This window comes from Rouxiella sp. WC2420, from assembly GCF_041200025.1.
GTDB lineage: Bacteria > Pseudomonadota > Gammaproteobacteria > Enterobacterales > Enterobacteriaceae > Rouxiella.
This window is the reverse complement of sequence record NZ_CP165628.1, coordinates 2448883-2474795: the sequence shown is the minus strand read 5'-3', so window position 1 is coordinate 2474795 and position 25913 is coordinate 2448883. Positions and strand designations below refer to the sequence as shown.

The following is a 25913-nucleotide window of genomic DNA, read 5'->3' as shown; positions in this document are numbered from 1 at the left end:
AGGTCGAATTGTACCTTTCGCGGCATAGGTTGCATCAAATAATCGAGAAGCTAAACAATAAGACCTTTGCTGAAAGTTTCACAATGAAACCATTTGCTTACAATTTCAGAATTCCCCATTAAAAATAAGCCCATCATTGATGCGCTCTATCCCACTATCACAACATTCGATTAGACGAGTTCTCAAATCGCTCATAAAATTGTGACATAAAATTAACAATCTCAAGTTTAGTGCTGGATGGGATTGTCAGACACTCACCTGCGAAGACCTAATATGAAATTCAAATCCGAGATTAAACCTTATACCGGCGCGGCTGGTGGCTGGGGTTCATTGGAAGCTACCACGCGTTACGTTTTCGACAGTAAAAAAGTCCTTGGCAACCTGCGCAACCTGTTGCGTGTCAACAAAGGTCGCGGCTTCGACTGCCCTGGCTGTGCGTGGGGTGACGATAATCACAGCACCTTCAGTTTCTGCGAAAACGGTGCCAAAGCCGTGAGTTGGGAAGCCACTCGCAAAGCCGTTGAACCCGAGTTTTTTGCCCGGCACAGCGTTGCTACCCTGCGCGAGCAAAGCGACTATTTCCTCGAGTATCAAGGCCGCCTGACGCATCCAATGCGTTATAACCGCACCACCGACCATTACGAACCCATTACCTGGGACGCAGCATTCTCACTGATTGCCAGCCATTTAAACGGACTCGAAAGCCCAAATCAGGCCGATTTTTACACTTCTGGCCGTGCAAGTAATGAAGCTTCATATCTTTATCAGGTCTTTGGCCGCATGTTTGGCACGAATAATTTTCCCGATTGCTCCAATATGTGCCACGAGGCCAGCGGCGTTGGCCTGAAGCAAAGCATCGGTATCGGTAAAGGCACCATTCGTCTTGACGATTTCGAAAAGGCCGACGCCATTTTTGTTTTTGGCCAGAATCCAGGCACTAACCATCCTCGCATGCTGCACAGCCTGCGCCACGCTGCCGATCGCGGCGCAAAAGTGGTGAGCTTCAATACCCTGCGTGAGCGCGGTCTCGAACGTTTTGCCGATCCGCAAAAACCGCTGGAAGTCGTCACACCGAAAGCCGGTCGTATCAGCTCAGCCTACTACCAGCCGAATCTGGGCGGCGATATGGCCGCAGTGCGCGGTATGGTCAAAGTGCTGTTGCAGACTCATCGTCAACGAATTGCTTCCGGGGAGCCTTCCCTGTTTGATCAAGAATTTATTGATGCCAACTGCCACGGCATGGATGAGTATCTGGAGATTGTCGATCAGACCAGCTGGGAACAAATCACCCAGCAGTCTGGGCTGAGTGAGTTCGAAATTCGCGAAGCGGCCACCATTTATATGAACGCTGAACGGGTTATTTGCACCTGGGCCATGGGCATTACGCAGCATAAGCATTCGGTGCCAACCGTGCGCGAAATTACCAACCTGCAACTGCTGTTTGGGCAACTGGGTAAGCCGGGCGCAGGTTTGTGTCCGGTACGTGGCCACAGCAACGTGCAAGGCAACCGCACCATGGGTATCGATGAGAAAGCGCCAAAGCCGCTACTCGATAGCCTGGAGCATCATTTCAAATTTACGCCTCCGCGCGAGCCGGGTCATAACACCGTAGAAGCGTTGGAAGCCATGCTGCGCGGTGACGTTAAAATACTGATTGCACTGGGTGGCAATCTGGCCGCCGCCGCACCGGATACTCCACGTACCGAGCAAGCTCTGAGTAACTGCGATCTGACTGTACAAATCAGCACCAAGCTTAATCGCAGTCATTTGACGCCGGGGCATGAAGCGCTGATATTGCCTACTCTGGGTCGCACCGAGCTCGATATGCAAGCCACCGGCTCACAGTTCATTACCGTTGAGGATTCTTTCAGCATGGTGCACGCCTCGGAGGGTGTAGGCATTCCTCTGTCGAAAGAACAGCGTTCTGAAACTGCTATTGTCTGCGGTATCGCTGACGCCGTTCTCGGCAAGCGCTATCTCGACTTTATGGCGCTGGCGGATGATTACAATCTGATCCGCAATCATATCGAGGCCACCATCCCTGGCTTTAACGATTTCAATAAACGCTGCGATATTAAAGGCGGTTTTTATCTTGGCAATGCGGCGGCGGACCTGAGCTTTAATACGCCAAGCAGAAAAGCTAATTTCAGCGCGGCCCCATTGCCTGAACGGGTGATCCCGATGGAAAATGACGACGCACCGTTTACTCTGCAAACGCTGCGCTCACATGACCAGTACAACACCACTATTTACGGCCTTGATGACCGATATCGCGGTGTCTATGGTCAGCGTGAGGTGTTATTTATCCATCCTCAGGACTTGGCCGATCTCGGCATGAAAGACGGCGATTTGGTTGAGATAGAAACGCTGTGGAGCGACGGTATCGAACGTAAAGTTTCTGGTTTCAAGCTGGTTAGCTACGATATTCCACGCGGTAATCTGGCGGCTTATTATCCGGAAACCAACCCACTGGTTCCGCTGTCGAGCTTTGGCGATCAGACTCATACGCCAACCTCGAAATCTATCCCTGTGGCAATTCGCCGCTGTGAAGCGATTGTCGATACCCGCCGTATTGCCTGAATTTTATCTCAATAACGCGTTAAAACTTCTGACAATTTCCCTGACTCGCAGGCCTACTCTGTGAGTCAGGGAATATACGGCGTAAGATTGCCATAGCGAATGCAGCGATAAACATCGAACTCATTCGCAGCTTCTCCGGGCCAGCCAAGCGGATAACTTATGATGCTGTTATCCGTTCTATCGTCCAAAGCTTGTAGTAAAGAGGTGATTTTACTACCGTGTAGATCGATAATTTCAACTTGCGTTATTGGCGTTATCATCTCTTGCGCATGATATCTTCCTGCTATTCTGCGAATAAACTCATCAGTCTGTGTTAGATAAACCTCATCACGACGATAGATTGTGTAATATAATTCAATACGCTTTCTTTCTTCCCGCCTCATTGATTCAGACGCATTCACATAATTTTGAATTTCATTTTTAAGCATTTTATTATTTTCGAGCAAGTAATGCTGATTAAGATCAACGCTCAAACGCCCGCTAAGCACATCCATTAAGGTGACGCTAATCAGCTGATTATTAATTACATAGCTAAATACCGGTTGTAGAAAATCCTGACGCGCGAAACCATAACGGATCATACGACTGTTAAAAAACAGCTCGGCGGGTAACGTGAAGTATGGCGTAACCAGGGATTTCACCCTGTCGATACCCAACCCTGAAAAAGTATTTTGCTCAATATTGGTATCCCTTTCAGCCATTCTCTGCTCTGCTGAAGCATTAAAATATTGATGCAGTAAAATACAAACATCAGCCGGCGTTTCTGATGAAAACATTAATAGCTTGTTTTTCCTTAGCCATAAAACATCTTCCTGCATCTTTAAAAACAACTCTGCCAACGTCATGACGGTAACATTAAAAGGAGAAAAACCAATCAGCGTTACCTCTAGAAAATTAATATTAATACTTTTGAAATCCTCAAGGTAATAGCGCAGATTCTCTATGCTAAAATTCAAATACTCTTTATTAGTCAACCTTAAAAACTGTATTCGATGCACCCTATTGTATTCATTTACATAGTCAGCAACGGTAGCATTACGATATATTTCAATTAAACACTGAATTTGCCTGTCAATAGAGTTAGGGTAAACTATTTTTATGTTTTTATTTTTATACTTACTAATGGCCTCAATAAGGGGTAAAGTTTCGGCTATATCTCCCGACGATTCATCAGCTAAATTATATTGAGCATTCGACTTCACCGGCCCACAGCGTACTGTGGTATTTTTCAGATCATCATTAAGTTCATGTTTGAAAATAAGTAAGTCTAGAAAATCATTACTCTCCAGAGATAGAGTCCTAAAGTAGTTTACAGCAACAGCAGGTCGTTCAACTGTCAACTCTCGAGCTAATGAGAGAGAAGGCATCTTGCGGTTTGGAAACGGCAACCCTTTCAGCAGACTATTCATAACGATTTTATTAAAGTCTACCGCCAAGCGTGTTTGCTTTCTAAGTACATTGGTATTTATTTTTTCTTCTTTTGGTAAACTTATTAGACCATTCCTCCTTACCTTTCTAGCTTCTTCTGCCGAAAGGGGTATATTATGTGTAACAGTAGAGGCTTTATCCTTGCCATTTTGGTGTATTTCCAATTGAAGCTTTATTTTATCAACAAATTTGAGCTTGAAATCAATAATATTAGTATCTTGATATCCACCATGTTTAGCTTCATTATAAAGTGCGAGAATTGCAGTTTTAAAAACCTCAATGATGGCAATCACCAAAATAGAATAGGCTACCGCTTTAGCTCCACTTTGTGTGGTAACCAGATGAGGAATATTGGCTAACAGTTCATTTGCCGTTTCTCCAAGAATGTTCACTGTTGCATGTATTGACTGCTTTTGCCTGTCTCTGATGCGCCCCTTCATCATATCGAGAAACTGTTTAATATCTTCTTCTTGATCAAAAATTTCATTCTCATTAGGATATTCTTCAAGCCTGTTCATCGTAATACGCCCCGCAAGACTCTCATACGAGCTTGATAAGTCGCTCATACTCGCAGAGCTTTCCAATGCACGGACTGGCGAAGCAGGATTATCCATTAATACTGGGCCGGTTCTTCCAAAATAATATACTGAATCGCTGGAAGAGGAATAGCTGCTGAAAGATTCAACGCTCGATCCGTGTAAACAGGCGATCATTCGCGAAGCTGAAGTTTCTCCCCTTATTCCAGGTAATTCGATTGGCGCTTCGGTGGATAAAATGATCCTCTTGTCTGGAGAAATAAGCAGCGTTCGCGAAGAACTTGTTGTTTGCGTCAAATCAGAGAACAGGTCCTGCGGCCTAAAATAGAGCGTACTCTTAACTGTTTTTATTAACTCGACACTTTTATGTGCCAACAATGACAATGTGGGAACTTCTACACTACAACCAACAAACTTTTCTATTTTATCAAGCTGTGGATTGCCAAGCCCTTCGTAACATCCCCAAAGCGGAATAAAAGAGGCAGCAGACAGCTCATTGTACCAATCTTGCATTCTTGTGAAGAACGTGTTGCCTACCAGCTTATTTTTCCTCGGGGTACTCAGCGCTATTTGATCAACAAAGCTAACGGCTGCCGGTGTAAAGTCGCTATCGAGAGTAAAAGTATCTACATCATCGAGTAAAAGTGTTATACCACCGTCGATTTCACTAAAATTATGTCCTGTTTTCTCAAAAAAAACCTGTTGGATATCATCTTTTTTAAAAAAGATTTTATTATCAAGCAGTGACCTTTTAGCGTCCTCTTCATTTACTCCCAAATAAGAACACTCTGCAGAGTCATCAATATAGAAGAAATATTTATTTTTATTAAACTCAAAAGCAACCACTCCTCCCTGATAAATATCTTTGTTTTTTATTCTTCGGGATACTCCCTTTACCCAACAAGTGTAGTAAATGCTCTGCACGTAAAGCTTGACCTGTTTTATACTCGATTGATAAAACCAGTTTTTCATAATAAACTGTAATGTCAGCTCAACAGCAGTAATCAACGATTGTCTTATAACGTCCACTCTTTGAGTTTTTGACAACTGGTTGTCATTTTTATAAAAAGCATAGAATTGGTCCACTACGGTATAGCTACTAACGGCCAAGAATTTATAGCGCTCAGTGGCTGCCTTATTAAACTCAGACAGTATTTTGATAATTTCTTCATTGTTATCACCAATTAATCTTTCATGTAAAATATCCAGCCCCATGAGCTCTATTAGAAAGCAAATTGGAGGATGAGTTAGCAATCGCATAAATCTCTGCCTGTCAACGGTGGTTACCGAACTACTAGTCATGATGAATATAAACTCATTTATTTTTTCAAGTGGCCTCCCCCTGCTATTTTCCGGGAAATATTGCTCCAGTAACAAACCCAACATTAATTTCCAACCCTGCATTTCGTGAGTGTAATGCCCCATACCCACTACTGCATTAAACGGAAACCCCAACTTGGCGATTATTCTTATCATATGAATATCAATGTATTTACTGCCTGAATCTACTTTTATAAAACGCCCCAACTTACCAGCCAGAGAGAGGTCGAACGGATGAAAGCTATTAAGTAAAGAATAAATCTCCGCAAAATCTTTCGTATCAAAAACACGTTCAACCTTTAACAAATAGAGTATGTATTTTACAAAGCCATTGACTATTAATGCCCGTGACTGTTGGCTCATGTCTAGACTGGCACAGAAATAATAATGGCTTATCGATAACGGGATATTTATTATCTCATCACTTAGCAAATAAGAACGGGTGTTTTCATCGAGCATTTTTTCTACCAGCCTTATCATCGTAAAGCCGGGCTTGTTTTCGTCAAATAGTGGCTGATAACGACGAGTAATCGCGTCGTAGGTATACTCATCAGGAAATATTTGTTCAATATTGGGATTACGATTGAGTTTTGTTTTCTCTGCCTGCTCGCTTCTTTGCTTACGCGCTCGCCAGTCAAATGTTGTTTTTAGCACTGTAGGCTCGCCGTTTACCGTGCGAAAAAAACTCATCATGCCATCAATATCAATCAGCCCTTTCCTAAGCGTTTCAGTCAATGTCTGCGGGGGATTATTGTTTTCGATCACGGCATCGTCGTGGTTTGGCGGCGTCAAATTGCAGTCTGGTGCAACTGCCCATCCCTGCATCGCCCTGGCAAAGGGTATCGATAATGCGTCAATTTTCACCCGTGTCGGGTCAATCGAAAAGTCAGGAAAATGCCCCACTGCTTGCTCACGAGTCTCTATCGCGATACCGCGTAAACCGGTATTAAGGATGTAAACGACTTGATGAGTCTCGGGGAAAACTCGCCCCCAGCCACTGGCACCCGCAAAACTTTTGGCCATGCCGGTGCCGTTTTTCTGCAGGGGTTCTGGGCAATGTCCTTGCGGTAACTGGCGGTAAAATCCTTTAAACGCCGCGCAAGAGTTTGGTGAAATCCAATAATGAACATCTTGTAAAGGCACCCCATTTTTCGGAAACGATAAACCATAGTAAAGAGTGGTGCCCGGCAGTGTTATCGATAGCGAATCGGCAAGATAGTCATCAGTAAACGGTTGTTGGATTGATTCGGCTGTGGATGCCAAGAGCGGGGGATATTTACTGCCACAAGGAAACAATATCAGCACTGGGTTGCAGGTGCCTATATGGTACAACGCCGTGCCTAACCCGGCTTGAAGTAGATCGACGTGTTTTATGAAAGGTAATAGCAAACTTATCAACCACTCGCCGGTAAGATAACGCCCATCACACTGCGAGGATAAAAATTGCAGAATTAGCTTGTCGCGTTGACTTGTCGCATCAGAGATCAATGCTCCGGCTCGGCCTAATATTTTGATTAACTCATTGAGTACCCAAGGGTTTACCTCGGCAGGAATACCCATCGACGACAATCCTGCAAACGCCAGCAATTTGGAGACTTCAAGTTCCATCCTCTGTGGTTGGCTTTCAGGAGGGGGGAAAGGTGATGGGGTATATAATTGCTCCAGCAGCTGTTTATTTTCCGCAATTTGCAAAACAAGCTGTGCTTTCGACTTGTCGAGAACCGTTGCCAGGCGCTTCTCATCAACATTAACAGGGATGTAGCATTTAATAAGTTGCTCAATCCCGTGCCGGGAGGCATTCAGCACATGTGCAATAGTTAAACTGACATGATTCATGCCGTGAATATTATTCACGCCACATATTGAAATCAGCCTTACCGGGGCATTTCTAACCTCGTCGATAAACTGCGTGAATTGGTTGTAGAAAGATAACGCGTCAACAAGCCCGTTTTCAGACCTGCCTTTAACACCAACAGCATTTTGGAGATTCACTAAAGACATGGTTCATACCTCACATGGGAATCTGATATTCCTGGATTTAAGTGAAGTGTTTTTAAACGCTGATTTTTTTCCGCGCTATCATATTACGCTCAACGATTAATTATCAGCCCATGATTCGGGGAGGCTCTCATTTAGACGCTCTCAATAAAGCCAAAATAGACAGATGCTGCTTGCCCACAGTGCCTGATTCGCGTAAAACTGTCTGCCGCTAATCGAACAACTCTAACCTCATTCTCTGGACGATATGTTTCAAGATAACCCGCTGCTCGCACAGCTAAAACAGCAACTTCACTCTCAGACGCCACGTGTCGAAGGCATCGTAAAAGGTACTGAGAAAGGCTTTGGCTTTCTTGAAGTAGACGGTCAAAAGAGCTATTTCATTCCGCCGCCGTACATGAAAAAAGTCATGCATGGCGACCGTGTTATTGCCTCGGTACAGACAGAAAAAGAGCGAGAAATCGTTCAGCCGGAAACGCTGGTCGAACCTTTCCTGAGCCGTTTTGTCGGCCGCGTGATTAAAAAAGACGATCGTCTTTCCATCATGCCTGACCATCCATTACTGCGTGAGGCTATTCAGTGCCGCACCGGTCGTAACTTCAATCATGAAGTTAACGAGGGTGACTGGTGTGTGGCTGAAATGCGTCGCCACCCGTTAAAAGAAGGCGATCGCGGCTTTCAGGCTGAGCTGACAGAGTGGATAACCACTGGCAGCGACGACCTGGCTCCGTGGTGGGTTACGCTGGCACGTCATAATCTGGATCGTGAAGCTCCACAATTTGACGTAACAGAGCTTTTGGAACAAGGCCTTACGCGTGAAGACCTGACCGCCCTGCCTTTCGTAACCATCGACAGCGCCAGCACCAAAGACATGGACGATGCGCTCTATGTTAAAGATAACGGTGATGGCACGCTGCAGTTGAACATCGCGATTGCCGACCCAACGGCTTATGTGACTGAAGGCAGTGATGCCGACAACCTGGCTCGTAAACGCGCTTTCACCAACTACCTTCCGGGCTTCAATATCCCGATGCTGCCCCGCGAGCTGTCTGACAACCTGTGTTCTCTGTTGCCAAACGAACGTCGCCCTGTGCTTGCTTGCAGCGTGACTTTGTCTGCTGACGGTGCGCTGGGTGATGATATTCGTTTCTATGCCGCGTGGATCGAGTCCAATGCCAAACTGGTTTATGACGAAGTTTCCGACTGGCTGGAAGATACTGGCCATTGGCAGCCACAAAACGACACCATTGCTGAACAAATTCGCCTGCTGAAACGCGTTTGCGACCTTCGCAGCGGATGGCGCACCGAGAACGCGTTAGTGTTCAAAGATCGCCCTGACTTCCGCTTCGTGCTTGGTGAGAAAGGCAACGTACTGGAAATTATTGCCGAGCACCGCCGTATCGCCAACCGCATCGTTGAAGAGTGCATGATTGCCGCGAACGTCTGTGCCGCGATTGCCCTGCGCGATAACATTGGTTTTGGCGTGTACAACGTACACAATGGCTTCGACCCGCTGCTGGTTGAAAACGCCGTTGCAGTTCTGCAAGCCAACGATGTTGAAGCCGATGGCGAAACACTGCTGACGCTGCCTGGCTTCTGCGCATTGCGCCGCAAGCTTGACGCGATGCCAACTCAGTTCCTCGACAGCCGTATTCGCCGTTTCCAGACCTTTGCTGAAATCAGCACTGTTCCTGGCCCGCACTTTGGTCTTGGACTGGAAGCTTACGCCACCTGGACGTCACCGATTCGTAAATACGGTGACATGGTCAACCATCGCCTGCTTAAAGCGATGATAACTAACCAGAATGCCGAGAAGCCGCACGACGACATGACGGTTCAGCTGGCTGAACGCCGCCGTCTTGGCCGCATGGCCGAACGCGATGTGGGTGATTGGCTGTATGCCCGCTATCTCGAAGATAAAGTGGGCACTGACGTTAAGTTCAGCGCCGAGATTATCGATGTGACTCGTGGTGGTCTGCGCGTTCGTCTGCAAGATATCGGCGCGGTTGCCTTTATCCCGGCTCCTTTCCTGCACGCGGTTCGTGATGAACTGGTTTGCAGCGTGGATACCGGCACGGTGCTTATCAAAGGCGAAGAAGCCTACCGTCAGAGCGATATTATTGACGTGAACATTGCTGAAGTCCGTATGGAAAACCGCAATGTAATAGCCAAGCCTGCTACCTAATCCTCGACGATAGATAGCAGCAATAAAAAACCTGCCGGTTAACGCCCGCAGGTTTTTTTATGCGCTTATTTCGAATGAAAGTCAGGCTGCGCGATCGTTGGCACGTTCTCCCGTTTTGATAATCCTCTGTTGACTGTCACGGTCAAACAACTGCATACGAGAAGCATCTAATCGCACCCACACTCTGCCGCCCGGTCCTGCCCCCGATCGCACCATGCTATAAACACTCACCGCCTCACCGGCAATTTTGCCGTGGATCAGTTCGCTAAGACCGGTCGGTTCAATAAGCGTTATGTCTAGCGGCAGCGCGCCCGATTCGTTGTGCTGGCAAAGTTCCAGCGCCTCGGGGCGAATACCGTAGGTGACATCGCGTCCCGCAGCTAAATCCCCGTACTGCTCATCCACTGGCAACAACAACTGGTTATTGATCCGCACTCCGCAGCCCTTTTCATGGCGCTCAAGTTCTCCGTCGATGAAATTCATTGCTGGCGATCCGATAAAGCTGGCGACAAAACGATTGGCCGGTGTGTCGTAAAGCTCCAGCGGCGTACCCACCTGTTGTATCAGCCCGTGGTTTAATACCACGATTCGATCCGCTAAGGTCATGGCTTCGACCTGATCGTGAGTCACGTAAACAATGGTGTTTTTCATTCGCTGATGCAGGCTTTTGATTTCGATACGCATCTGTCCGCGCAGCTGGGCATCAAGATTCGATAATGGCTCATCAAACAAAAACACCTGAGGCTCTCGAACAATAGCGCGCCCCATTGCTACTCGCTGTCTTTGTCCTCCCGAAAGCTCCTTGGGCCGCCGCTGTAGCAACGCCGTCAGCCCGAGGATTTCGGCCGCTTTGTTCACCGCAGCGTCAATCTCTGCCTTAGGCTTTTTTTGCACCTCGAGACTGAACCCCATATTACGCGCCACGGTCATATGCGGGTATAACGCGTAGCTTTGAAACACCATCGAGATGTCTCGATCCTTAGGCGCAACCTGATTCATCAGGCGGCTACCAATGTGGATATCGCCGGAGCTCGCGGTTTCCAGTCCGGCAATGGTGCGCAGCAGGGTCGATTTACCGCAGCCTGAGGGCCCCACCAGCACCACAAATTCGCCGTCATGGATTGTCAAATTGATATGGCGCAGCACCTCGACGTTATCGTAACGTTTTTGAAGATCGGTAATTTTTATTTGAGCCATGAGATCATCCTTTCACTGCACCGGCGGTTAAGCCCTGCACTAAATAACGTTGTATAAACGCAAAGAAAACACAGGCGGGGATCATCGCCATGACGGCTGCGGCCATCATGTCTCCCCAGGAAACGGCAAATTTCGAAACAAAACTCAATAACCCAACAGGGAAAGTCATCACTTCGTTTTTGTTAATCAGCATTAGCGAAAACAGCAATTCGCTCCAGGCCGAAGTAAAAACAAAACCTAGCGTTGCCGCCATGCCCGGTAAAGTCAGAGGCACAATAACCTTGCGCAGCGCCATAAATCGGCTGCATCCCTCCAGCATCGCCGACTCCTCGAGATCTTTCGGAATACTGTCAAAAAACGACTGCATCAAAAATGTCGCAAACGGCACGTTGAAGGCGGTATAAATCAGGATCAACCCCAGCAGGCTGTTGGTTAAGCCAAGCGGCGCCATGACCTTATAGATAGGAGCCAGTATCATCACTAGCGGGAACATCTGGGTGAATAACAGCAATGCCGCCATTACAGTTTTGCCGCGAAAGCTGAAACGCGAAAAAGCGAAACCCGCTGCGGCGGCAATCAGCGTCGATAATGCCGCTGTACCGAGTGAAACCACCATGCTGTTAAAGAAATAGAGCGGAAAGTCGCTTTCGCTAAACACGCGTTGAAAATGCACCAACGTCAGCTGGCTGGGCCACATTCTGACCCCCTCGCTGTATAAGAGTTTGTCCGGTGTGACCGAAATTTTAATTAGCCAGTAGACAGGAAACAGCGCAAACAACAGATAGAGCAAAATACCCAACCGATGGCCGCCCTTTCTTAATAATAGGTTCATGGTCGCGCTCCTATTTCAAAAGCTGATGGCGAATGCGCAGCAGCACTAGCGCATAAAGTGTCATTAACACCAGCAGGAAAACCGCCATTGCCGAGGCGTAGCCAAAATCCAGCTTTCGATAGGCGGTAGTGAAGATAAAACTCGACAGTATCGAGGTTGAATTCGCCGGGCCGCCGTCCGTCATTACCACAATCAAATCGGCAAAGTTAGCAATCCAGATAGTGCGCAGCATCACAGTGATAGCGATCATCGGTGCCAGAAACGGCAAAGTCACTTTCCTGAACTGTTGCCAGCCGCTGGCACCGTCCATCGACGCTGCCTCATACAAATCCTTGGGAATAGACTGCAAGGCAGCCAGCAGCGTGATGGCAAAAAAGGGGATTCCAAACCAGACATTGGCCAACACTGGCCCGTACAGCGCCAACTGAGGGTCGGAAAGAATATTATAAGGCTGGCTGATGATATGCAGGCTGGCCATCCAATGCGGCAGAATGCCGATCACTGGATTAAGCAGCCAGGCCCAAGTCAGTCCAGACAAAAAAGCCGGCACTGCCCAAGGCAAAAACACCAGCGCCTGTACCCAGCGTCGCATCGGGAATTCTCGATTCAGCAGCAGCGCCAGCCCTAATCCCAATGCAAACTGTAATACCAGCGAGGTCAGTGTCCAATTGAAAGTATGGCGCAATGCCGCATAGAAATGCCTGTCGGCAAACATAGTGCGAAAGTTATCCAGCCCGACCCAACCGGTATCAAATGGATTCAGCAGCTGAATATTTTGGAAGGCATAAGAAATGCCGATAGCCATGGGCACAAAGATAAACAGGCCGATCAGTATCAGGGTTGGCGTTAAATAAACCCAAGGTTCAAGCAGCGCGCGTAATCGAGGAAAGCGCGGCTCGGCAACAGTGACAGCGGGCGAAGCTTCTAACATCATGACGCATCTCCGTTATTATGAGGCAGCCCCTGCCTGTGAAAGCAGGGGTCGCAGTCAGATCACTTATTTTGATCGGCAAGCCAGGATTTTTGTTCTTTGGTCAGATATTTTGCCCAGTCGGCGACCATGCTTTGGGTATCGTTTTCACCCAAAAGCGTTTCCTGCGAGCTTTCCTTTACGATAACCGAGTTAAAATAACCCCAGCCTTTTAGATGAGTCGGCATGGTCAGTGGCACATAGTCAGGGCTGTTGAGCTCCTGGAACCAACCGGCAAACTGCGGCGCATGGTAGTAAGCGTCCTGTTCGGCGCCCTTATAGATAGGCAAGGTGCCAACAAACTTGGACCAGGTCAGGTTATTTTCTTTATCGCTAAGGAATGAAATAAGCGACCACCCGGCATCCTGATTTTTGCTTTGCTTAAACATCGACCATCCGGTGTAACCTATCGTCGGGAAGGCTTTACCGCTTGGCCCGACCGGCATAGGTGCGACGGCAAAATCGTCTGGATTCATGCTGTTCCGGATGGCGATCAGCGCATCGGGGTCCTGATCGAGCATTGCGCATTTACCGGAGTAGAAGCTGGAGACGATTTCGTTGAAGCCCCAGTTGACGCTATCTTTTGAGGTGTAGCCCTTCTTGTACATATCAACCAGGAACTGCGCACCTTTGACCGCGTTTGGTTGAGTCAGCGTGCTATTACCTTGTTTATCAAAGAATTCCGGCGAGCCGTTCATTGCCGCCATAAACATCATCCAGGCATTTGTGCCACCCACGCCACCGCGCATGCAGTAGCCTGTAATGCCGTTGCCCAGTGCACTGATTTTCTGCGAATCGGCCATAAATTCGTCCATGGTTTTTGGCGCTTCGCTCAGTCCTGCTTCCTTGAACAGTTTTTTGTTCCAAAACATGGCGCGCAAATAAAAACCATAGGGGATCATGGTCGCCGTCCCGCCGGAAGAACGCGCCATGGTTAACGCTTTATCCGTGAGCTCAGGCGTACTGCTCCAGCTTTTTAACCGAGGCTCGAGATTAACCAGCATGCCGTTGCTGGCATACAGTCCCTGCCAGGTGTCAGGCATTTCAACGACATCAGGAATTTGGCCACTCTGGATCATAGTGCCAAGTTTTTCAAACGCCTGTCCCCAGGGCAAAGAAATGACCTCGATAGAAACGTCAGGATGCTGGGTCTTATAAGCGGTTAACATTTTTTGCAGCATTTCAGTCCTGGCCGGACTGGTTATCACTTCGACCAGCGTTAGTTTCGTAGCAGCAAAGCTTGTGGCTGAAAAAAGTGCCAGGCTCAGCGCCAACAAGGTCAATTTCGGGTGTCGCATAATCGTTATTCTCCACTCAAAAAACGGCAAAAGTCAGGGCGAAATATTAAGTATCAGAACGAGTCTTAACGCGCAGATTCGATGGCGTGAGTCAAATCTCGCCACAGGTCGGCAGTCTCTTCCAGGCCCACAGAGATACGGATCACTCGAGGCCCAACGCCAAAGTCGATAGCAGAGTTAAATTCACCGGATTGATTGAGCACAGAAATTGCCGGCATCACCAGACTTTCGAATCCTCCCCAACTGACCCCCATTCGAAACAGCTGTAAGTGATTACAGAAAGTTGGGATATCAACTGCATCATGCAGTTCGAATGAAAACAGGCCGCTATAACCGGTGAGACTGGAATCGCTGAACGGGTGTAAACCCGGATGATTCACCTTGGTGACATAAGGATAATCTTGCAGTTTTTTCGCCAGGGACAGCGCGCTTTCATGATGCTGGCGCATGCGCAATGGCAGTGTTCGTAACCCCCGCAGCAATAGCCAGGCTTCGTTAGCCGACAGTTTGCCCCCAAGGAACGGGCTGATATTGCGACTAATTGTGCTGATACGTTCCTGAGTCGAAATCACTAATCCAGCCACTACATCGCTGTGCCCGCTGATATATTTCGAGGCGGAGTGGATCACCACGTCAATACCATCGTTAAGCGGCTTTTGAAACAGTGGTGAAGCCCAGCTGTTGTCAATCAGCGTGATAACCCCAGCCTGTTTGGCCATTTTGGCAATTGCTTTAAGATTTTGTTCGCCCATCACCCAGCTGTTAGGGCTTTCAAGGTAAAGCATTTTCGCACCGATTATCGCTTGCTCTACGGCCTGCAGGCTGCCGCCGTCAACGAACTCGACGTGAATATTAAAACGGGTACAGAAACCACGTAGAAAACGATAAGTGTCTGGATAGACGTGATTAATACATACCACTTTATCGCCCGGTAAAACGACGCCGAGGATCGCATTGCTGATAGCCGCCATGCCACTGCCAAAAGCCAGGCAAGCTTCACCCCCTTCCAGCTCAGCGACCTTTTTCTGCAGCTCGACCACCGTAGGATTATCGACTCTCGAATATAAAGCATGGTCACTTTCACCACGAAAACGAGAAATCATACTGTCGTAATCGGTAAAGCTAAACAGCGACGATTGATAGATAGGCGGCGAAATTGCGCCACGATCGTGACGGGCATCGTGCACTAACCGGGTCCGCTCACTAAAATCGTTGGGGCCAAAATCTGACTTGGGTGAACCATTCTCATTATTTTCTGGCAGCATTGATTACTTCCTTCATGTCGCGTTCAGTGATATTCAAAATTTCATGGCTGATACGGCGTGCGGTTTCAGGCTCGCGTCTGACAATGGCGTCAAATAACAGGCGGTGCAGAGGAAAAGAGTCGCTAAAAAGCGCTTGCTCGGGTGGTGATTCGAAAAAAGCATGCAGTAAATGGATAATGCCGCCGACCATTTGCAGCAACAATGGATTGTTGGCGGCCTGATAGATTGACGAATGAAAGGCCCAATCCTCAGCGCCGGCTGACCCTTGGCGAAGATGAACCCTTTCCATTTGATCGAGTTTTTGTTCGATATTGCCAAGGTCTTCTGTGGTTGCACGTATCGCCGCAAGTGCAGAAGACTCGCATTCGATAATGCGTCGCACCTCGAGGGCATGCCACATGGTAGCCGAGTCATTTTTGAAACGCAGTGACAGGAAGCTATCATTTGCATTTACTTCAGCATGTAAAAACGTTCCACTTCCCTTTTTGCGGACAATAATCCCCAATGCTTCCCAGCGTTTGAGTGCCTCTCGCACAGTATTGCGACTAACCGCCAAACCTTCCGCCAATACTCTTTCTGGTGGCAGACGTTGCCCGACCAGTGTACCTGACTGCGCAACGTAACGGGTCAAGGCATCCAGGATCAGGGTATCGCTTTGCTGCGGCGCTATAGGTTTAAGTAAATCCAGACCTTTATCGAGGTTAGCCATAGGCACCTTTGTCTCTGAAATATTCGGTTTGATTAATTGGTCCAACAACTCAACCAATGGACCACTTTGCTGAATACGTGCAAAAGCCTTGCCAGTTCTATAACTGCATGTTTCATATGTATTAGATTTGTTTCTGCAGCATTTTTGCACTAACTAGCGAGCCTAGGCTGTGCAAAATACCCCCATCATGCACAGTAAATGCGCAAAGCTTGGCAAGTGCCGACGGAGAGGAGTAAAGTAGCCACACTTAACATTTATCGAATGATTATCATTATCAAAAATTGCTTTGCTAAACGATAACGCCAATAACCCTAAAATAGGAATGCCTGTGACTATGAACACAACCGTCACCCCTTCTCCTTTATCTACAACGTGTTGCATCGTTGGTGGCGGGCCGGCCGGACTGATGCTCGGCTATCTGTTGGCGCTTAAAGGTGTGAACGTTACTGTGCTGGAGAAGCATGCAGACTTTTTGCGCGATTTTCGTGGCGATACCATTCATCCCTCGACGCTGGAAATTATCTGGCAACTGGGGTATCTCGATGAGTTTTTAGCCTTGCCGCACCAGCGCGCCGAAAAATTGATGGGTGAAATTGACGGCAAAGAGGCAACAATGGCAGATTTCAGCCGCCTGCCAACACGCTGCAAGTTTATTGCTTTTATGCCGCAGTGGGATTTTTTGAATTTTATCAATGAGAAAGCTCAGCAACTGCCTAATTTCACCCTTGTTCAGCAGGCCAGCGTTAAAGAATTAATTGAAGAGAATAGCCAAGTTAAAGGCGTTAGATTTATCACCCCGCAGGGCGAACAGCAGATTAGGTCCGAGCTGGTAGTGGGCTGCGATGGTCGTCATTCGATAGTCAGGGAAAAAGCCGGTCTTGAAGTGATGAACTTCGGCGCGCCGCGTGACGTGCTGTGGCTTAGAGTCAGTAAGATTGCCGACGATCCCGAATGGACCACCGGCCACCGCGGGCCGAAAAAAGGCTTTATCATGATCGATCGCGGTGATTACTGGCAATGTGGCTACTCAATAAACAAAGGCAGTTTCGAAAGTCTACAGCATCAGGGCCTTGCTTCATTTCTCATTAATCTGGCTGAAATTTCGCCTTTCGAGGTAACGAGATTGCAGCAAGAAATTACCGATTGGGAGCAAGTCAAACTGCTGAGTATTCGTATCGACAGACTCAAGGAATGGGCTAAACCCGGCCTGCTGTGTATCGGTGATGCAGCTCACGCCATGTCACCCATCGGGGGCGTTGGGGTCAACCTTGCTATTCAAGATGCCGTAGCGACTGCCAATATTATTACTCCTGCATTGCTGAAAGGAAAATTGACCTTGCAGCATTTGAAACGTGTTCAACGCCGCAGGCGCTTCCCGACTTGGGCCACGCAATCGTTACAAGTCATGATCAGCAAGGCGGGTCAAAAGCCTCGACGTAAAGCCCCTTCAGGCATGGAGCTTTGGGTGCGTCAGCGTCCGTTTGTCCCTTTCCTGTTCGGCAGGCTAATAGGAATTGGTTTCTTTAAAGAAAACTTTAAGAGGTAACTTGGTATCGCAATCGGGTAACATTATCGGCAAATAATTGATAACGAGCCTGATATGTCATCCCCGAAAACTTTACTGCGCTTGCAGAATGTGAGCTTTAGCCTTAATCAGCAAGTTTTACTGCGCCCAACTTCGCTCGAGCTAAACTCCGGTGAGTTCTGCCTGCTCACCGGCCCTTCCGGCAGTGGCAAAAGTACCCTGCTCAAAATTGTCGCCTCTCTGCAAAATCCTACCCAGGGACAGATTTTTTTTGAGGGGCAAGACATTACCCAAATGAAACCCGAAATCTATCGCCAGCAGGTTTCCTACTGTTTTCAGACGCCGGTACTTTTCGGACAAACAGTATTGGATAATCTTTATTTGCCCTATGAGATTCGTGGGAAAAAAGCCGACAAATCACTCATGGCCGAATGGCTAACGCGCGTTAATTTACCTGTCGATTTACTCAATAAAAACGTGCAAGAACTCTCGGGCGGTGAGAAGCAGCGCGTTTCATTACTTCGAAATTTGCAGTTTTTGCCCAAAGTACTGTTACTTGACGAGATTACCAGCGCGCTGGATGAAGACAACAAGCAGAACGTTAATGCGATTATTGCCGACTTGGTGAAACAGCAAGGACTGGCGGTAATTTGGGTGACTCACGACACAAACGAAATCCGCCATGCGCAGCGGGTCATCACCTTAAAGCATGATACCGCAGGAGAAAACACCCGTGAATCAGCATAACATTACCAATGAATCACTGGGACTGGCGCTTGTATTAGTGGTCGTCGCCCTGCTGGTCAGTAAAAAAGAAAAGTTAGGTCTGGAAAAAGACATTATTTGGAGCGTAGCACGAGCGATAGTGCAGCTGATTATCGTCGGATACGTGCTCAAATACATTTTCGAAGTCAACAATGCCTGGCTGACCGTGTTGATGGTGCTTTTCATTTGCGTTAATGCTGCGCTGAATGCCAAAAAACGCAGCCGCAATATCGATAACGGGTTTGTGATTTCTTTTATCGCCATCGCTATTGGCACCGCATTGACACTTTCAGTGTTGATCCTGTCCGGTTCAATTGAGTTTCTACCGATGCAGGTGATCCCCATTTCCGGGATGATTGCCGGTAACGCCATGGTGGCTGTGGGCCTTTGTTATAGCAATTTGAACCAACGTTTCGCCGACAATCAGCAAAAAATTCTTGAAATGCTCAGCCTGGGTGCGAGCAGCAAACTGGCTTGCGGTACGATTATCCGCGACAGTATTCGCTCAGCAATGATCCCCACTGTCGATGCGGCTAAAACTGTTGGATTGGTGAGCCTGCCGGGCATGATGTCGGGTCTGATTTTCGCGGGCATTGACCCGGTGAAGGCGATTAAATACCAAATTATGGTGACTTTCATGCTGCTGGCCACTGCCAGTCTGTCGACGATAATTGCTGGCTATCTTTCTTACCGACGGTTCTTTAATGACCGAGCGCAGCTGAAAATTTTGAAATAGTTTAATCGTTCTCGATAAATTCCATTGAGGCCGCCGACCGGTGGCCTTTGGTAGATTTTATCGAACCAACTTTGGCTAACGGGTGAATAATTTAAACTAGATTAGCTGGATCAATGAAATCGCAAGAAACAGAGTTTCGGGAGTCGTTGATCTGAATAGAATGTCCCCAGCAGCAGCTTATTATGACACTGAGGACAATTACAATGTTTATTATCAAAGGGTTAGACGGTAGTGATTTTCAGCATTTATACGAATTATCGGATCACGAGCTAAGTAAACGTGGAGCAGTAAGAATAAAAGTAAACGAATATCCTTCTTATCCCGATAGAATAACTCTTAGAGATATTCCTCTAGGCGAAAATGCAATTTTGCTTAATCATCTTTATCTAAATAGCCATTCGCCGTATCGAGGTTCGCACGCAATCTTTATTTGGGAAGGCAAAATTCAACCCGCAGTGTTGAAAAATACGCTACCTGAAGTAATGCAAACGCGACTGATATCATTACGCGCTTTTGACATAAATGACATGCTGGTTGTAGCCACAATATCGTCAGGTTACGAAATTGAAACCAGCATACAAAACATGTTTAAACAGCCGCAGATTGAATTCATCCTGGCTCACAACGCAAAGCAAGGTTGCTTTTCGTGCAGGATTACTCGCTGCGAGTAAGGCAGTCCACAGGGTATTTGCTTTGGAATACCCGTTGAGGCTGATGTATCCCCACAAAAAAACATAGAAAATTTGATCTGCTGGTTCTACGAAAAACCAGCGAGATATTTCTATACCTACAAAAAAATATGCCAGAACTTTTTCAAAACTGCTTTATCTGATTTTCATCTTTACCGACAATGGGGATCATTCAGTCCTCTGGGTGGTCTGGGTCACAGCCCGGTAAGCAAAGCGCTGAACCTTGACCTTGAAACCAAAATCACTCTTAACCTAGTAAACTCAAAATTAAGAATATTTTTGCCATCACAAAATTACCCCCGCCAATAACGCCGCGAGAAACGCCTTGCCTTCGATGATGAACGCCATGGCGTCATAAGATATTCCAGCAAAATAACTAACAAGAAACTCACCACGCCGAGTAGCGCTAAAAAGGCGATCGCCGAGAAGGTTCCCGCAGTGTTTAAGCGCGAGTTAGCCTGCAACAGATAGGCGCCCAACCCGCCGCTGGTTGAAGCGGTCCATTCGCCGATCACCGCGCCGGTTACGCTAAAGGTGGCTGAGAGCTTAAGAGCCGAAAACAGCGGTGTGTAGGTTGCAGGCAGTTTAACGTGGCGGAAAATACTCCAACGCGAACCGCCCATCGATTTCACCAGATTCAGCATGTCCTTATCGACCGAGTTCAACCCGTCGAGAACGTTAACCACCACCGGAAAGAACACCACCAGCGCAACAATCACCAGTTTAGGTGCCAGTCCAAACCCTAGCCAGATAGTTAATGCCGCCGCTATAGCGATAACCGGCACCGCCTGGCTGGCGATCAGAATCGGATAAAGAATGCTGCGGATCCACGGCGTCGCGTCCATTAGCACGGCAAAAACAAAACCCGCTCCAGCCCCAAGAATGAAACCCATTAAAAAGGTGACAAAAGTAATGCGGAATCCCTGCAACAAAACCGGTAAATCGTCAAGAATATGGTCCCAGGTTTGCTCGGGTGATGGCAAAACGTAAGCCGGAATCTGATAAATACGAACCGCCAAATCCCAAATTATCAGCACCAAAATTAATGCAGCCAGCGGACCACCAAGAGGCAGCAGCAGTTTTCGCGCCAATGGCGCACTACTTTCAAGAGCCATGGGCAAGAGATTCCTGAGTGTCGTGATGTTCAGAGCTGCTGTCTTGCAAAAACACCAGATCGAGGATTTTCCTTTTCAGGGCAGTAAATTCAGGGCTGGTCAGGCAAGACAAAGGCCGTGGACGAGGAATATCTACCGTCAGAATTTCACGGATCCTCCCCGGCCGTGGCGACATCACCACCACTCGGTCAGCCAAAAACACGGCCTCGTCAATGTCATGGGTGACAAAAATCACTGTGCGCTTTTGTTCTGACCACACCGTCAGCAACCATTGCTGCATCGAAAGCCGAGTCTGCGAGTCCAGCGCACCGAACGGCTCGTCCAAAAGCATGATTTCGTGTTGCATGGCCAGAGTACGCATCAGCGCCACACGTTGACGCATTCCTCCTGAAAGCGCCGCAGGATAATGGTTGATAAACTCCCCTAACCCATAGCGTTTCGCCAGCGCCACGCCAGCCGCACGCTGCGCCTTGCTCGCCCCGCCCTTGAGGATAGCGCCGAGTACGATATTGTCGATTACCGTCATCCACGGCAGCAGCAGGTCTTTTTGCAACATATAACCAACGTGGCCACTGCTGCCGGTCACATCCTGATTATCAATCAAAATAGTGCCAGAGTCTGGTTTCAGCACGCCAGAAATCAGGTTAAAAAGGGTACTCTTTCCGCACCCCGAAGGCCCAACCACGCAGACGAACTCGCCTTCCTGGACGAGTAAATCTGTAGGCGCCAACGCAGTCATACTGCCAAAACGACGTGTCACATTTTGCAGCGACAGCTTAGGATAACTCATTAATTTCTATCTCCTTCTGGTCTGGCAAAGTTTGGCGACTCGGTGGTGATTGATGCTAAAGAGTCTCGCAGCCATCGCGGCCGAACCAGACTACATCCTCAACTTTCACTGCTACCTCACCGCGCTGTGCAAAGGGTTCGATAGCCCAGGCTCCCCACATCGGCGTAATGTTTCCGGCATCAATGAACCCGTGAGTGTAGGCCGCACCGGCCGTCAGTGAATGACCGATGTTGCCCAGCAGATCCAACAGAATAAAGCCCTCTGCCGTCAACCTTTCATGAGACAGGCCAAACAACTCACTGGCAGGCATTCCCGGCCGACACTGTGCCAGCGTTTCATAATGGATGCGTTCCAGGTCTTTCAGCGCCTGCGCAGCCTCCGGATAATCACCCATTACCGCACAACGAGTACAGTCCCCCCAAGAGCCATCGGCGGTGATCGGATGCACGTCAACCATCAACACATCTTGAGCAGCGGCCTGCTGCGTACCGGGTCCCTGGGTCGGAAAACAGACGCGTGTGTTTTCACCTAACCCGACATTAGTGATGGTCCAGATCCCTTGTGCGCCCTGGCTTAGCAGGTAGTCATGCACCTGCTGTTCAACCTCTGTCTCGCTAATTCCGGTTCGCGCTGCGTTAACGCCGACCATTGCAGCCTGCTTTGCCAGCTTCTGGGCAGCACGCAGTCCGGCTGGCGCGTGAAAAGCAATGTCCGGCCCGGGACGATAAGCCCAGGCCGGTTTCAAAGAAGAAGATGGAGAGCTCATCAAGCCCCCTTAAGGCAAATACTGATTGGTAAAATACTGGTCCGCCGGGAGCGGGTCTTTGACAATGCCTTCGGCTTTAATTGCTGTCAGCAGGCTCTGCCAGGTTACCGCTTCCTGCGCCAGTGATTTACTGTCGGCCGGTGCCAGAAGTGGGATGGTGTCCGCCCACTGCTGTTTGATATAGACCGGGTCATAGGCTTTGCTGTAGGCGGTAGCGAAGGCCTGCACGCCCTCATCAGGGTGATCGACAGCATATTTAATACTTTTCACCGTGGCACGCATAAAGGCTTTAGCTAATTCAGGGTTGGCTTTCAGCCACTGCTGATTGCCTGCCAGCATAAAGATTGGCGTATTCGGCACGCCGTGGGCGATAGCCGGCAAGAATTCAGGTTTTTGCTTACCGGTCGTGGTCATCTCAGTGCCTTCGGCATTGGTGATACCCGTTATCACGTCCACACGTTTTTGCAGCAAAAGCGGCACGGTATCATCCGCAGCGGTCACCATTTGTACGTCATTCAACGTCAGGCCTGCGCTTTTAAGCATCAGCGCCAGCTGCGCCTTGGTCCAGGCATCATTATAGATACCCACGGTTTTTCCTTTTAGCTCCGCCACTGTATAAGGCTTGCCCTGCTGACTGATAATGCCCCAGTTATTCTCTTTACCGTAACGGCCAATTGCCTGCACCGGCGCGCCCTGCTCTTTGGCAAATATGATGTCCATTACCGTGGTAAAGGCGACATTGGCGCGACCCGTACCGAGAAACTTCATGGTGTCGGCCACGGTCGGCGGGGCCACAATATCCAGGTCGATACCTTCCTGGGCATAAAATCCTTTTTCTTTACCCAAAATCCATGGGATCCAGAAACCATCGGCCACCGGCCATTCCTGAATAAACGTGACTTTGGTCAACGATGCCGCGGAGGCTGTCGAAATTCCTCCCACTACCGGCAACAGAGTGCTGAGCAACGTGGCCCCAGCCAAAACGGTCCCAGCTAAAAATGTACGTCTCTTCATGTTCATTTCTCCGGCAGTTTTAGAGGAATTATTAGTCGATGCTATTGCATATTGAGGTGGGACAATATTTTATGTCAATAAGTTTAATACCCTTTTTAAGCTTGCAATATAAGTAGATAGGTTAAGTTTGTCATTTGGACAACATCATTGGCGCTGAGTCGGTATCTGACTGCGGTGCAGGGCTATAAACTCGACAAGTTTTGATAAAGATTGTTTCCTAATTCTAGCCCTTTGGTTTATTAATAAATGAATACTAAACAAAACTTGGATTGCCCTTGTCAGCAACAGATAAACATTAAATTTGAAATAACTCCGACCTATAGTGATAGCCGATCGCTCTTTTAAACAAAAACGTGATGAATCCCAGCCCTTTACGGAGAACGTATGACATTTTTGAATATTTTCATTTTGGCAGTTATTCAGGGGCTGGCGGAATTACTGCCGGTATCAAGCTCGGCTCACGTGATCATGGCGGAAAAACTGCTCGGGCTGGACCCTAGCGCGCCGAATATGACTTTGCTTTTAGTGATGCTGCACACGGGTACCATGTTTGCGGTTATCGTATTTTTCTGGAAATCATGGCGTGATTCCTATTTCAGTTCTTTTGCAGCGTTTAAACGCATCGCGCTACACATCGTTTTAGCTACCGTAATGACCGGCATTGTTGGACTATCGTTGCAAAAATTGATCAAGAAATTTTACGCCGGTAATGCTTCCGATTTTCAAATCGAATCGCTATTCAGCAACAGTAAACTTATCGCCTCGGGACTGTTGGCCGCAGGTATCCTGATCCTGATTTCCTCACGCATTAAAGAACGTCAGGCTCCTGGAATGTCGATTTTACAGTCGCTGTCTATCGGTTTTGTTCAAGGTCTTTGCCTGCCATTCCGCGGATTTTCCCGTTCTGGTGCAACCATATCGACCGGTTTATCGATGGGCGTAGCGCGTAAAACGGCGGAAGAGTTCAGTTTTGCACTGGCGGTGGTATTAACCCCGGCGGTCATCGTGAAAGAAGCACTGCGCGTGTATCACCCGGCGGCAGGCGCGGCTCCCGTTGCGGCTTTTAGTGGTATCCTGTTGCCGAGCCTGATGGGAATGGTGTTCAGTTTTATCGCCGGATTGGTCGCGCTGCGCTGGCTGGCCGGATGGCTCGAGCATGGGAAATGGCACCTATTTGGCGGGTATTGTATTTTTGCTGCCTGTGTCGTTCTGTGGATCGGTTAACCTTTTCTGCCAGGCAAGCCACGCTTATCGGTTTGCTGGCAGTGATTTTCTTCAGCTCGGTCGCCGGGCTTATCCGCAGCGTCGCCGAAGGGCTAGGTCCGGTGGGCGGCGCGGCGATGCTCTACAGCCTGGCCTCAGTGTTGTTATTCTTTACCGTCGGCATTCCCAAACTCGGCAGCTTCCCGCGAATTTATCTTTATTTCGGCAGCCTGCTGTTTGTGTCCTATGAAATCTGCCTGTCGCTGTCTTTAGGCTTTGCCCTTAATCACAGCCAGTCTATCGAGGTTGGGATGGTCAACTATCTGTGGCCGAGCATGACTATTCTAATGGCGGTGATTTTCAAACAACAAAAGGCCAACCTGTTGCTGATACCCGGCATGGTGCTTTCGTTTGTGGGTTTATGCTGGGTGCTAAGCGGCAATCGGGGACTTTCGCTGGTGTCGATTGCCGCCAATGTGCAAAGCAATCCGCTGAGTTACGGGCTGGCTTTTGCCGGAGCAATTATCTGGTCGCTGTATTGTATTTTGACCAGCAAAAAAGCCAACGGCAGCAACGGTATCACGCTGTTCTTTATGCTGACCGCTGCAACTTTGTGGATAAAATATGCGACTGGTTCTGCTGCAACCCTGCATTTCACTCCGCACGCTGCTATTAGCCTGGTGCTGGCCGCCGTGGCGTTAGGCTGTGGATATGCGGCGTGGAATATTGGTATTCTGCATGGCAATGTCACAGTGTTGGCGACTGCCTCCTATTTTATTCCTATCTTCTCTTCGGCACTGGCGGCGTTTATTCTTTCCACTCCGCTCGGTATTTCATTTTGGCAGGGAGCAGCAATGGTCAGCCTGGGTTCTTTAATTTGCTGGCGGTCAACGCGAACAAAAGTTAGAACGGTAACCTCCGTCAATCAGCAGCATTTAGATTGAGCTAATACTTTTCCGACCGGCAATGCTTGCCAGTCTGTAAAAACCAGG

Annotated in this window: 19 protein-coding genes; 8 read left to right on the top strand and 11 right to left on the bottom strand. The window is 48.3% G+C overall.

Going from position 1 to position 25913, the window contains the following annotated elements; all coding sequences use genetic code 11:
- Positions 1 to 273: 273 nt before the first annotated feature.
- Positions 274 to 2580: an FdhF/YdeP family oxidoreductase gene (locus tag AB3G37_RS11325; protein WP_369790753.1), complete on the top strand. Its 2307-nt coding sequence runs from the start codon at positions 274 to 276 to the stop codon at positions 2578 to 2580.
- Between the two features lie 65 nt (positions 2581 to 2645).
- Here the strand turns inward: AB3G37_RS11325 and AB3G37_RS11320 are convergent, their stop codons facing one another.
- The gene (locus AB3G37_RS11320; RefSeq protein WP_369790752.1) at positions 2646 to 7865 is read right to left on the bottom strand and encodes a hypothetical protein; all 5220 of its coding nucleotides are present in this window, start codon (positions 7863 to 7865) and stop codon (positions 2646 to 2648) included.
- 244 nt (positions 7866 to 8109) lie between these two features.
- On the opposite strand from AB3G37_RS11320, the gene AB3G37_RS11315 reads away from it, so the two are divergent.
- Complete coding sequence (locus AB3G37_RS11315; protein WP_369790751.1) at positions 8110 to 10047, top strand: exoribonuclease II; 1938 nt, start codon at positions 8110 to 8112, stop codon at positions 10045 to 10047.
- Positions 10048 to 10128: 81 nt separating this feature from the next.
- On the opposite strand, the gene AB3G37_RS11310 is transcribed toward AB3G37_RS11315, so the two are convergent.
- The 6 genes from AB3G37_RS11310 to AB3G37_RS11285 all read right to left on the bottom strand — a co-directional run bounded on the left by AB3G37_RS11310 (position 10129) and on the right by AB3G37_RS11285 (position 16318).
- Positions 10129 to 11244, bottom strand: coding sequence for an ABC transporter ATP-binding protein (locus AB3G37_RS11310; RefSeq protein WP_369790750.1), 1116 nt, complete (start codon positions 11242 to 11244; stop codon positions 10129 to 10131).
- A 4-nt stretch (positions 11245 to 11248) separates the two neighbouring features.
- A complete protein-coding gene (locus tag AB3G37_RS11305; protein ID WP_369790749.1) occupies positions 11249 to 12076 on the bottom strand; it encodes a carbohydrate ABC transporter permease in 828 nt (275 codons plus the stop codon).
- Positions 12077 to 12086: 10 nt separating this feature from the next.
- On the bottom strand, positions 12087 to 13010 hold the full coding sequence (locus AB3G37_RS11300) for a carbohydrate ABC transporter permease (RefSeq protein WP_369790748.1): 924 nt from the start codon (positions 13008 to 13010) through the stop codon (positions 12087 to 12089).
- A 59-nt stretch (positions 13011 to 13069) separates the two neighbouring features.
- Positions 13070 to 14344, bottom strand: coding sequence for a sugar ABC transporter substrate-binding protein (locus AB3G37_RS11295; protein ID WP_369790747.1), 1275 nt, complete (start codon positions 14342 to 14344; stop codon positions 13070 to 13072).
- Between the two features lie 65 nt (positions 14345 to 14409).
- Positions 14410 to 15609 (bottom strand): PLP-dependent transferase, encoded by a 1200-nt coding sequence (locus AB3G37_RS11290; RefSeq protein ID WP_369790746.1) that lies wholly within the window; start codon positions 15607 to 15609, stop codon positions 14410 to 14412.
- Positions 15593 to 16318, bottom strand: coding sequence for a FadR/GntR family transcriptional regulator (locus tag AB3G37_RS11285; RefSeq protein ID WP_009639054.1), 726 nt, complete (start codon positions 16316 to 16318; stop codon positions 15593 to 15595). Before AB3G37_RS11285 ends, AB3G37_RS11290 begins: the two co-directional genes overlap by 17 nt.
- A gap of 334 nt (positions 16319 to 16652) precedes the next feature.
- On the opposite strand from AB3G37_RS11285, the gene AB3G37_RS11280 reads away from it, so the two are divergent.
- From AB3G37_RS11280 to AB3G37_RS11265, 4 genes are all read left to right on the top strand, one after another.
- Positions 16653 to 17864, top strand: coding sequence for an FAD-dependent oxidoreductase (locus AB3G37_RS11280; protein WP_369790943.1), 1212 nt, complete (start codon positions 16653 to 16655; stop codon positions 17862 to 17864).
- Positions 17865 to 17918: 54 nt separating this feature from the next.
- Positions 17919 to 18590: an iron ABC transporter ATP-binding protein FetA gene (fetA, locus tag AB3G37_RS11275; protein WP_369790745.1), complete on the top strand. Its 672-nt coding sequence runs from the start codon at positions 17919 to 17921 to the stop codon at positions 18588 to 18590.
- Positions 18577 to 19344, top strand: coding sequence for an iron export ABC transporter permease subunit FetB (gene fetB, locus AB3G37_RS11270; RefSeq protein WP_009639051.1), 768 nt, complete (start codon positions 18577 to 18579; stop codon positions 19342 to 19344). The genes fetA and fetB overlap by 14 nt, the downstream gene beginning before the upstream one ends.
- Before the next feature lie 203 nt (positions 19345 to 19547).
- On the top strand, positions 19548 to 20015 hold the full coding sequence (locus tag AB3G37_RS11265; RefSeq protein ID WP_369790744.1) for a DUF1203 domain-containing protein: 468 nt from the start codon (positions 19548 to 19550) through the stop codon (positions 20013 to 20015).
- 311 nt (positions 20016 to 20326) lie between these two features.
- Here AB3G37_RS11265 and AB3G37_RS11260 read toward each other — a convergent pair whose 3' ends face one another.
- Genes AB3G37_RS11260 through AB3G37_RS11245 form a run of 4 tightly spaced genes read right to left on the bottom strand, consistent with a single transcriptional unit; the run spans position 20327 to position 23718 of the window.
- Entirely contained in the window at positions 20327 to 21148 is an 822-nt protein-coding gene (locus AB3G37_RS11260; RefSeq protein ID WP_009639049.1) for an ABC transporter permease, read from the bottom strand.
- Positions 21138 to 21938, bottom strand: coding sequence for an ABC transporter ATP-binding protein (locus AB3G37_RS11255; RefSeq protein ID WP_369790743.1), 801 nt, complete (start codon positions 21936 to 21938; stop codon positions 21138 to 21140). Before AB3G37_RS11255 ends, AB3G37_RS11260 begins: the two co-directional genes overlap by 11 nt.
- A gap of 55 nt (positions 21939 to 21993) precedes the next feature.
- Positions 21994 to 22704, bottom strand: coding sequence for a M24 family metallopeptidase (locus tag AB3G37_RS11250; protein WP_369790742.1), 711 nt, complete (start codon positions 22702 to 22704; stop codon positions 21994 to 21996).
- A gap of 9 nt (positions 22705 to 22713) precedes the next feature.
- Entirely contained in the window at positions 22714 to 23718 is a 1005-nt protein-coding gene (locus AB3G37_RS11245) for an ABC transporter substrate-binding protein (protein ID WP_369790741.1), read from the bottom strand.
- A gap of 384 nt (positions 23719 to 24102) precedes the next feature.
- On the opposite strand from AB3G37_RS11245, the gene AB3G37_RS11240 reads away from it, so the two are divergent.
- Both AB3G37_RS11240 and yddG read left to right on the top strand, forming a co-directional pair.
- Positions 24103 to 24942 (top strand): undecaprenyl-diphosphate phosphatase, encoded by an 840-nt coding sequence (locus tag AB3G37_RS11240; protein ID WP_009639045.1) that lies wholly within the window; start codon positions 24103 to 24105, stop codon positions 24940 to 24942.
- On the top strand, positions 24930 to 25865 hold the full coding sequence (gene yddG, locus AB3G37_RS11235; protein WP_369790740.1) for an aromatic amino acid DMT transporter YddG: 936 nt from the start codon (positions 24930 to 24932) through the stop codon (positions 25863 to 25865). Before AB3G37_RS11240 ends, yddG begins: the two co-directional genes overlap by 13 nt.
- The last annotated feature ends 48 nt before the right edge of the window (positions 25866 to 25913 follow it).

Excerpts from the sequence above, each read along its gene's own strand:
- AB3G37_RS11325 (WP_369790753.1), top strand. The coding sequence starts at position 274 with ATGAAATTCAAATCCGAGATTAAACCTTATACCGGCGCGGCTGGTGGC.
- AB3G37_RS11320 (WP_369790752.1), bottom strand. The coding sequence starts at position 7,865 with ATGTCTTTAGTGAATCTCCAAAATGCTGTTGGTGTTAAAGGCAGGTCT.
- AB3G37_RS11315 (WP_369790751.1), top strand. The coding sequence starts at position 8,110 with ATGTTTCAAGATAACCCGCTGCTCGCACAGCTAAAACAGCAACTTCAC.
- AB3G37_RS11310 (WP_369790750.1), bottom strand. The coding sequence starts at position 11,244 with ATGGCTCAAATAAAAATTACCGATCTTCAAAAACGTTACGATAACGTC.
- AB3G37_RS11305 (WP_369790749.1), bottom strand. The coding sequence starts at position 12,076 with ATGAACCTATTATTAAGAAAGGGCGGCCATCGGTTGGGTATTTTGCTC.
- AB3G37_RS11300 (WP_369790748.1), bottom strand. The coding sequence starts at position 13,010 with ATGATGTTAGAAGCTTCGCCCGCTGTCACTGTTGCCGAGCCGCGCTTT.
- AB3G37_RS11295 (WP_369790747.1), bottom strand. The coding sequence starts at position 14,344 with ATGCGACACCCGAAATTGACCTTGTTGGCGCTGAGCCTGGCACTTTTT.
- AB3G37_RS11290 (WP_369790746.1), bottom strand. The coding sequence starts at position 15,609 with ATGCTGCCAGAAAATAATGAGAATGGTTCACCCAAGTCAGATTTTGGC.
- AB3G37_RS11285 (WP_009639054.1), bottom strand. The coding sequence starts at position 16,318 with ATGGCTAACCTCGATAAAGGTCTGGATTTACTTAAACCTATAGCGCCG.
- AB3G37_RS11280 (WP_369790943.1), top strand. The coding sequence starts at position 16,653 with ATGAACACAACCGTCACCCCTTCTCCTTTATCTACAACGTGTTGCATC.
- fetA (WP_369790745.1), top strand. The coding sequence starts at position 17,919 with ATGTCATCCCCGAAAACTTTACTGCGCTTGCAGAATGTGAGCTTTAGC.
- AB3G37_RS11265 (WP_369790744.1), top strand. The coding sequence starts at position 19,548 with ATGTTTATTATCAAAGGGTTAGACGGTAGTGATTTTCAGCATTTATAC.
- AB3G37_RS11260 (WP_009639049.1), bottom strand. The coding sequence starts at position 21,148 with ATGGCTCTTGAAAGTAGTGCGCCATTGGCGCGAAAACTGCTGCTGCCT.
- AB3G37_RS11255 (WP_369790743.1), bottom strand. The coding sequence starts at position 21,938 with ATGAGTTATCCTAAGCTGTCGCTGCAAAATGTGACACGTCGTTTTGGC.
- AB3G37_RS11250 (WP_369790742.1), bottom strand. The coding sequence starts at position 22,704 with ATGAGCTCTCCATCTTCTTCTTTGAAACCGGCCTGGGCTTATCGTCCC.
- AB3G37_RS11245 (WP_369790741.1), bottom strand. The coding sequence starts at position 23,718 with ATGAAGAGACGTACATTTTTAGCTGGGACCGTTTTGGCTGGGGCCACG.
- AB3G37_RS11240 (WP_009639045.1), top strand. The coding sequence starts at position 24,103 with ATGACATTTTTGAATATTTTCATTTTGGCAGTTATTCAGGGGCTGGCG.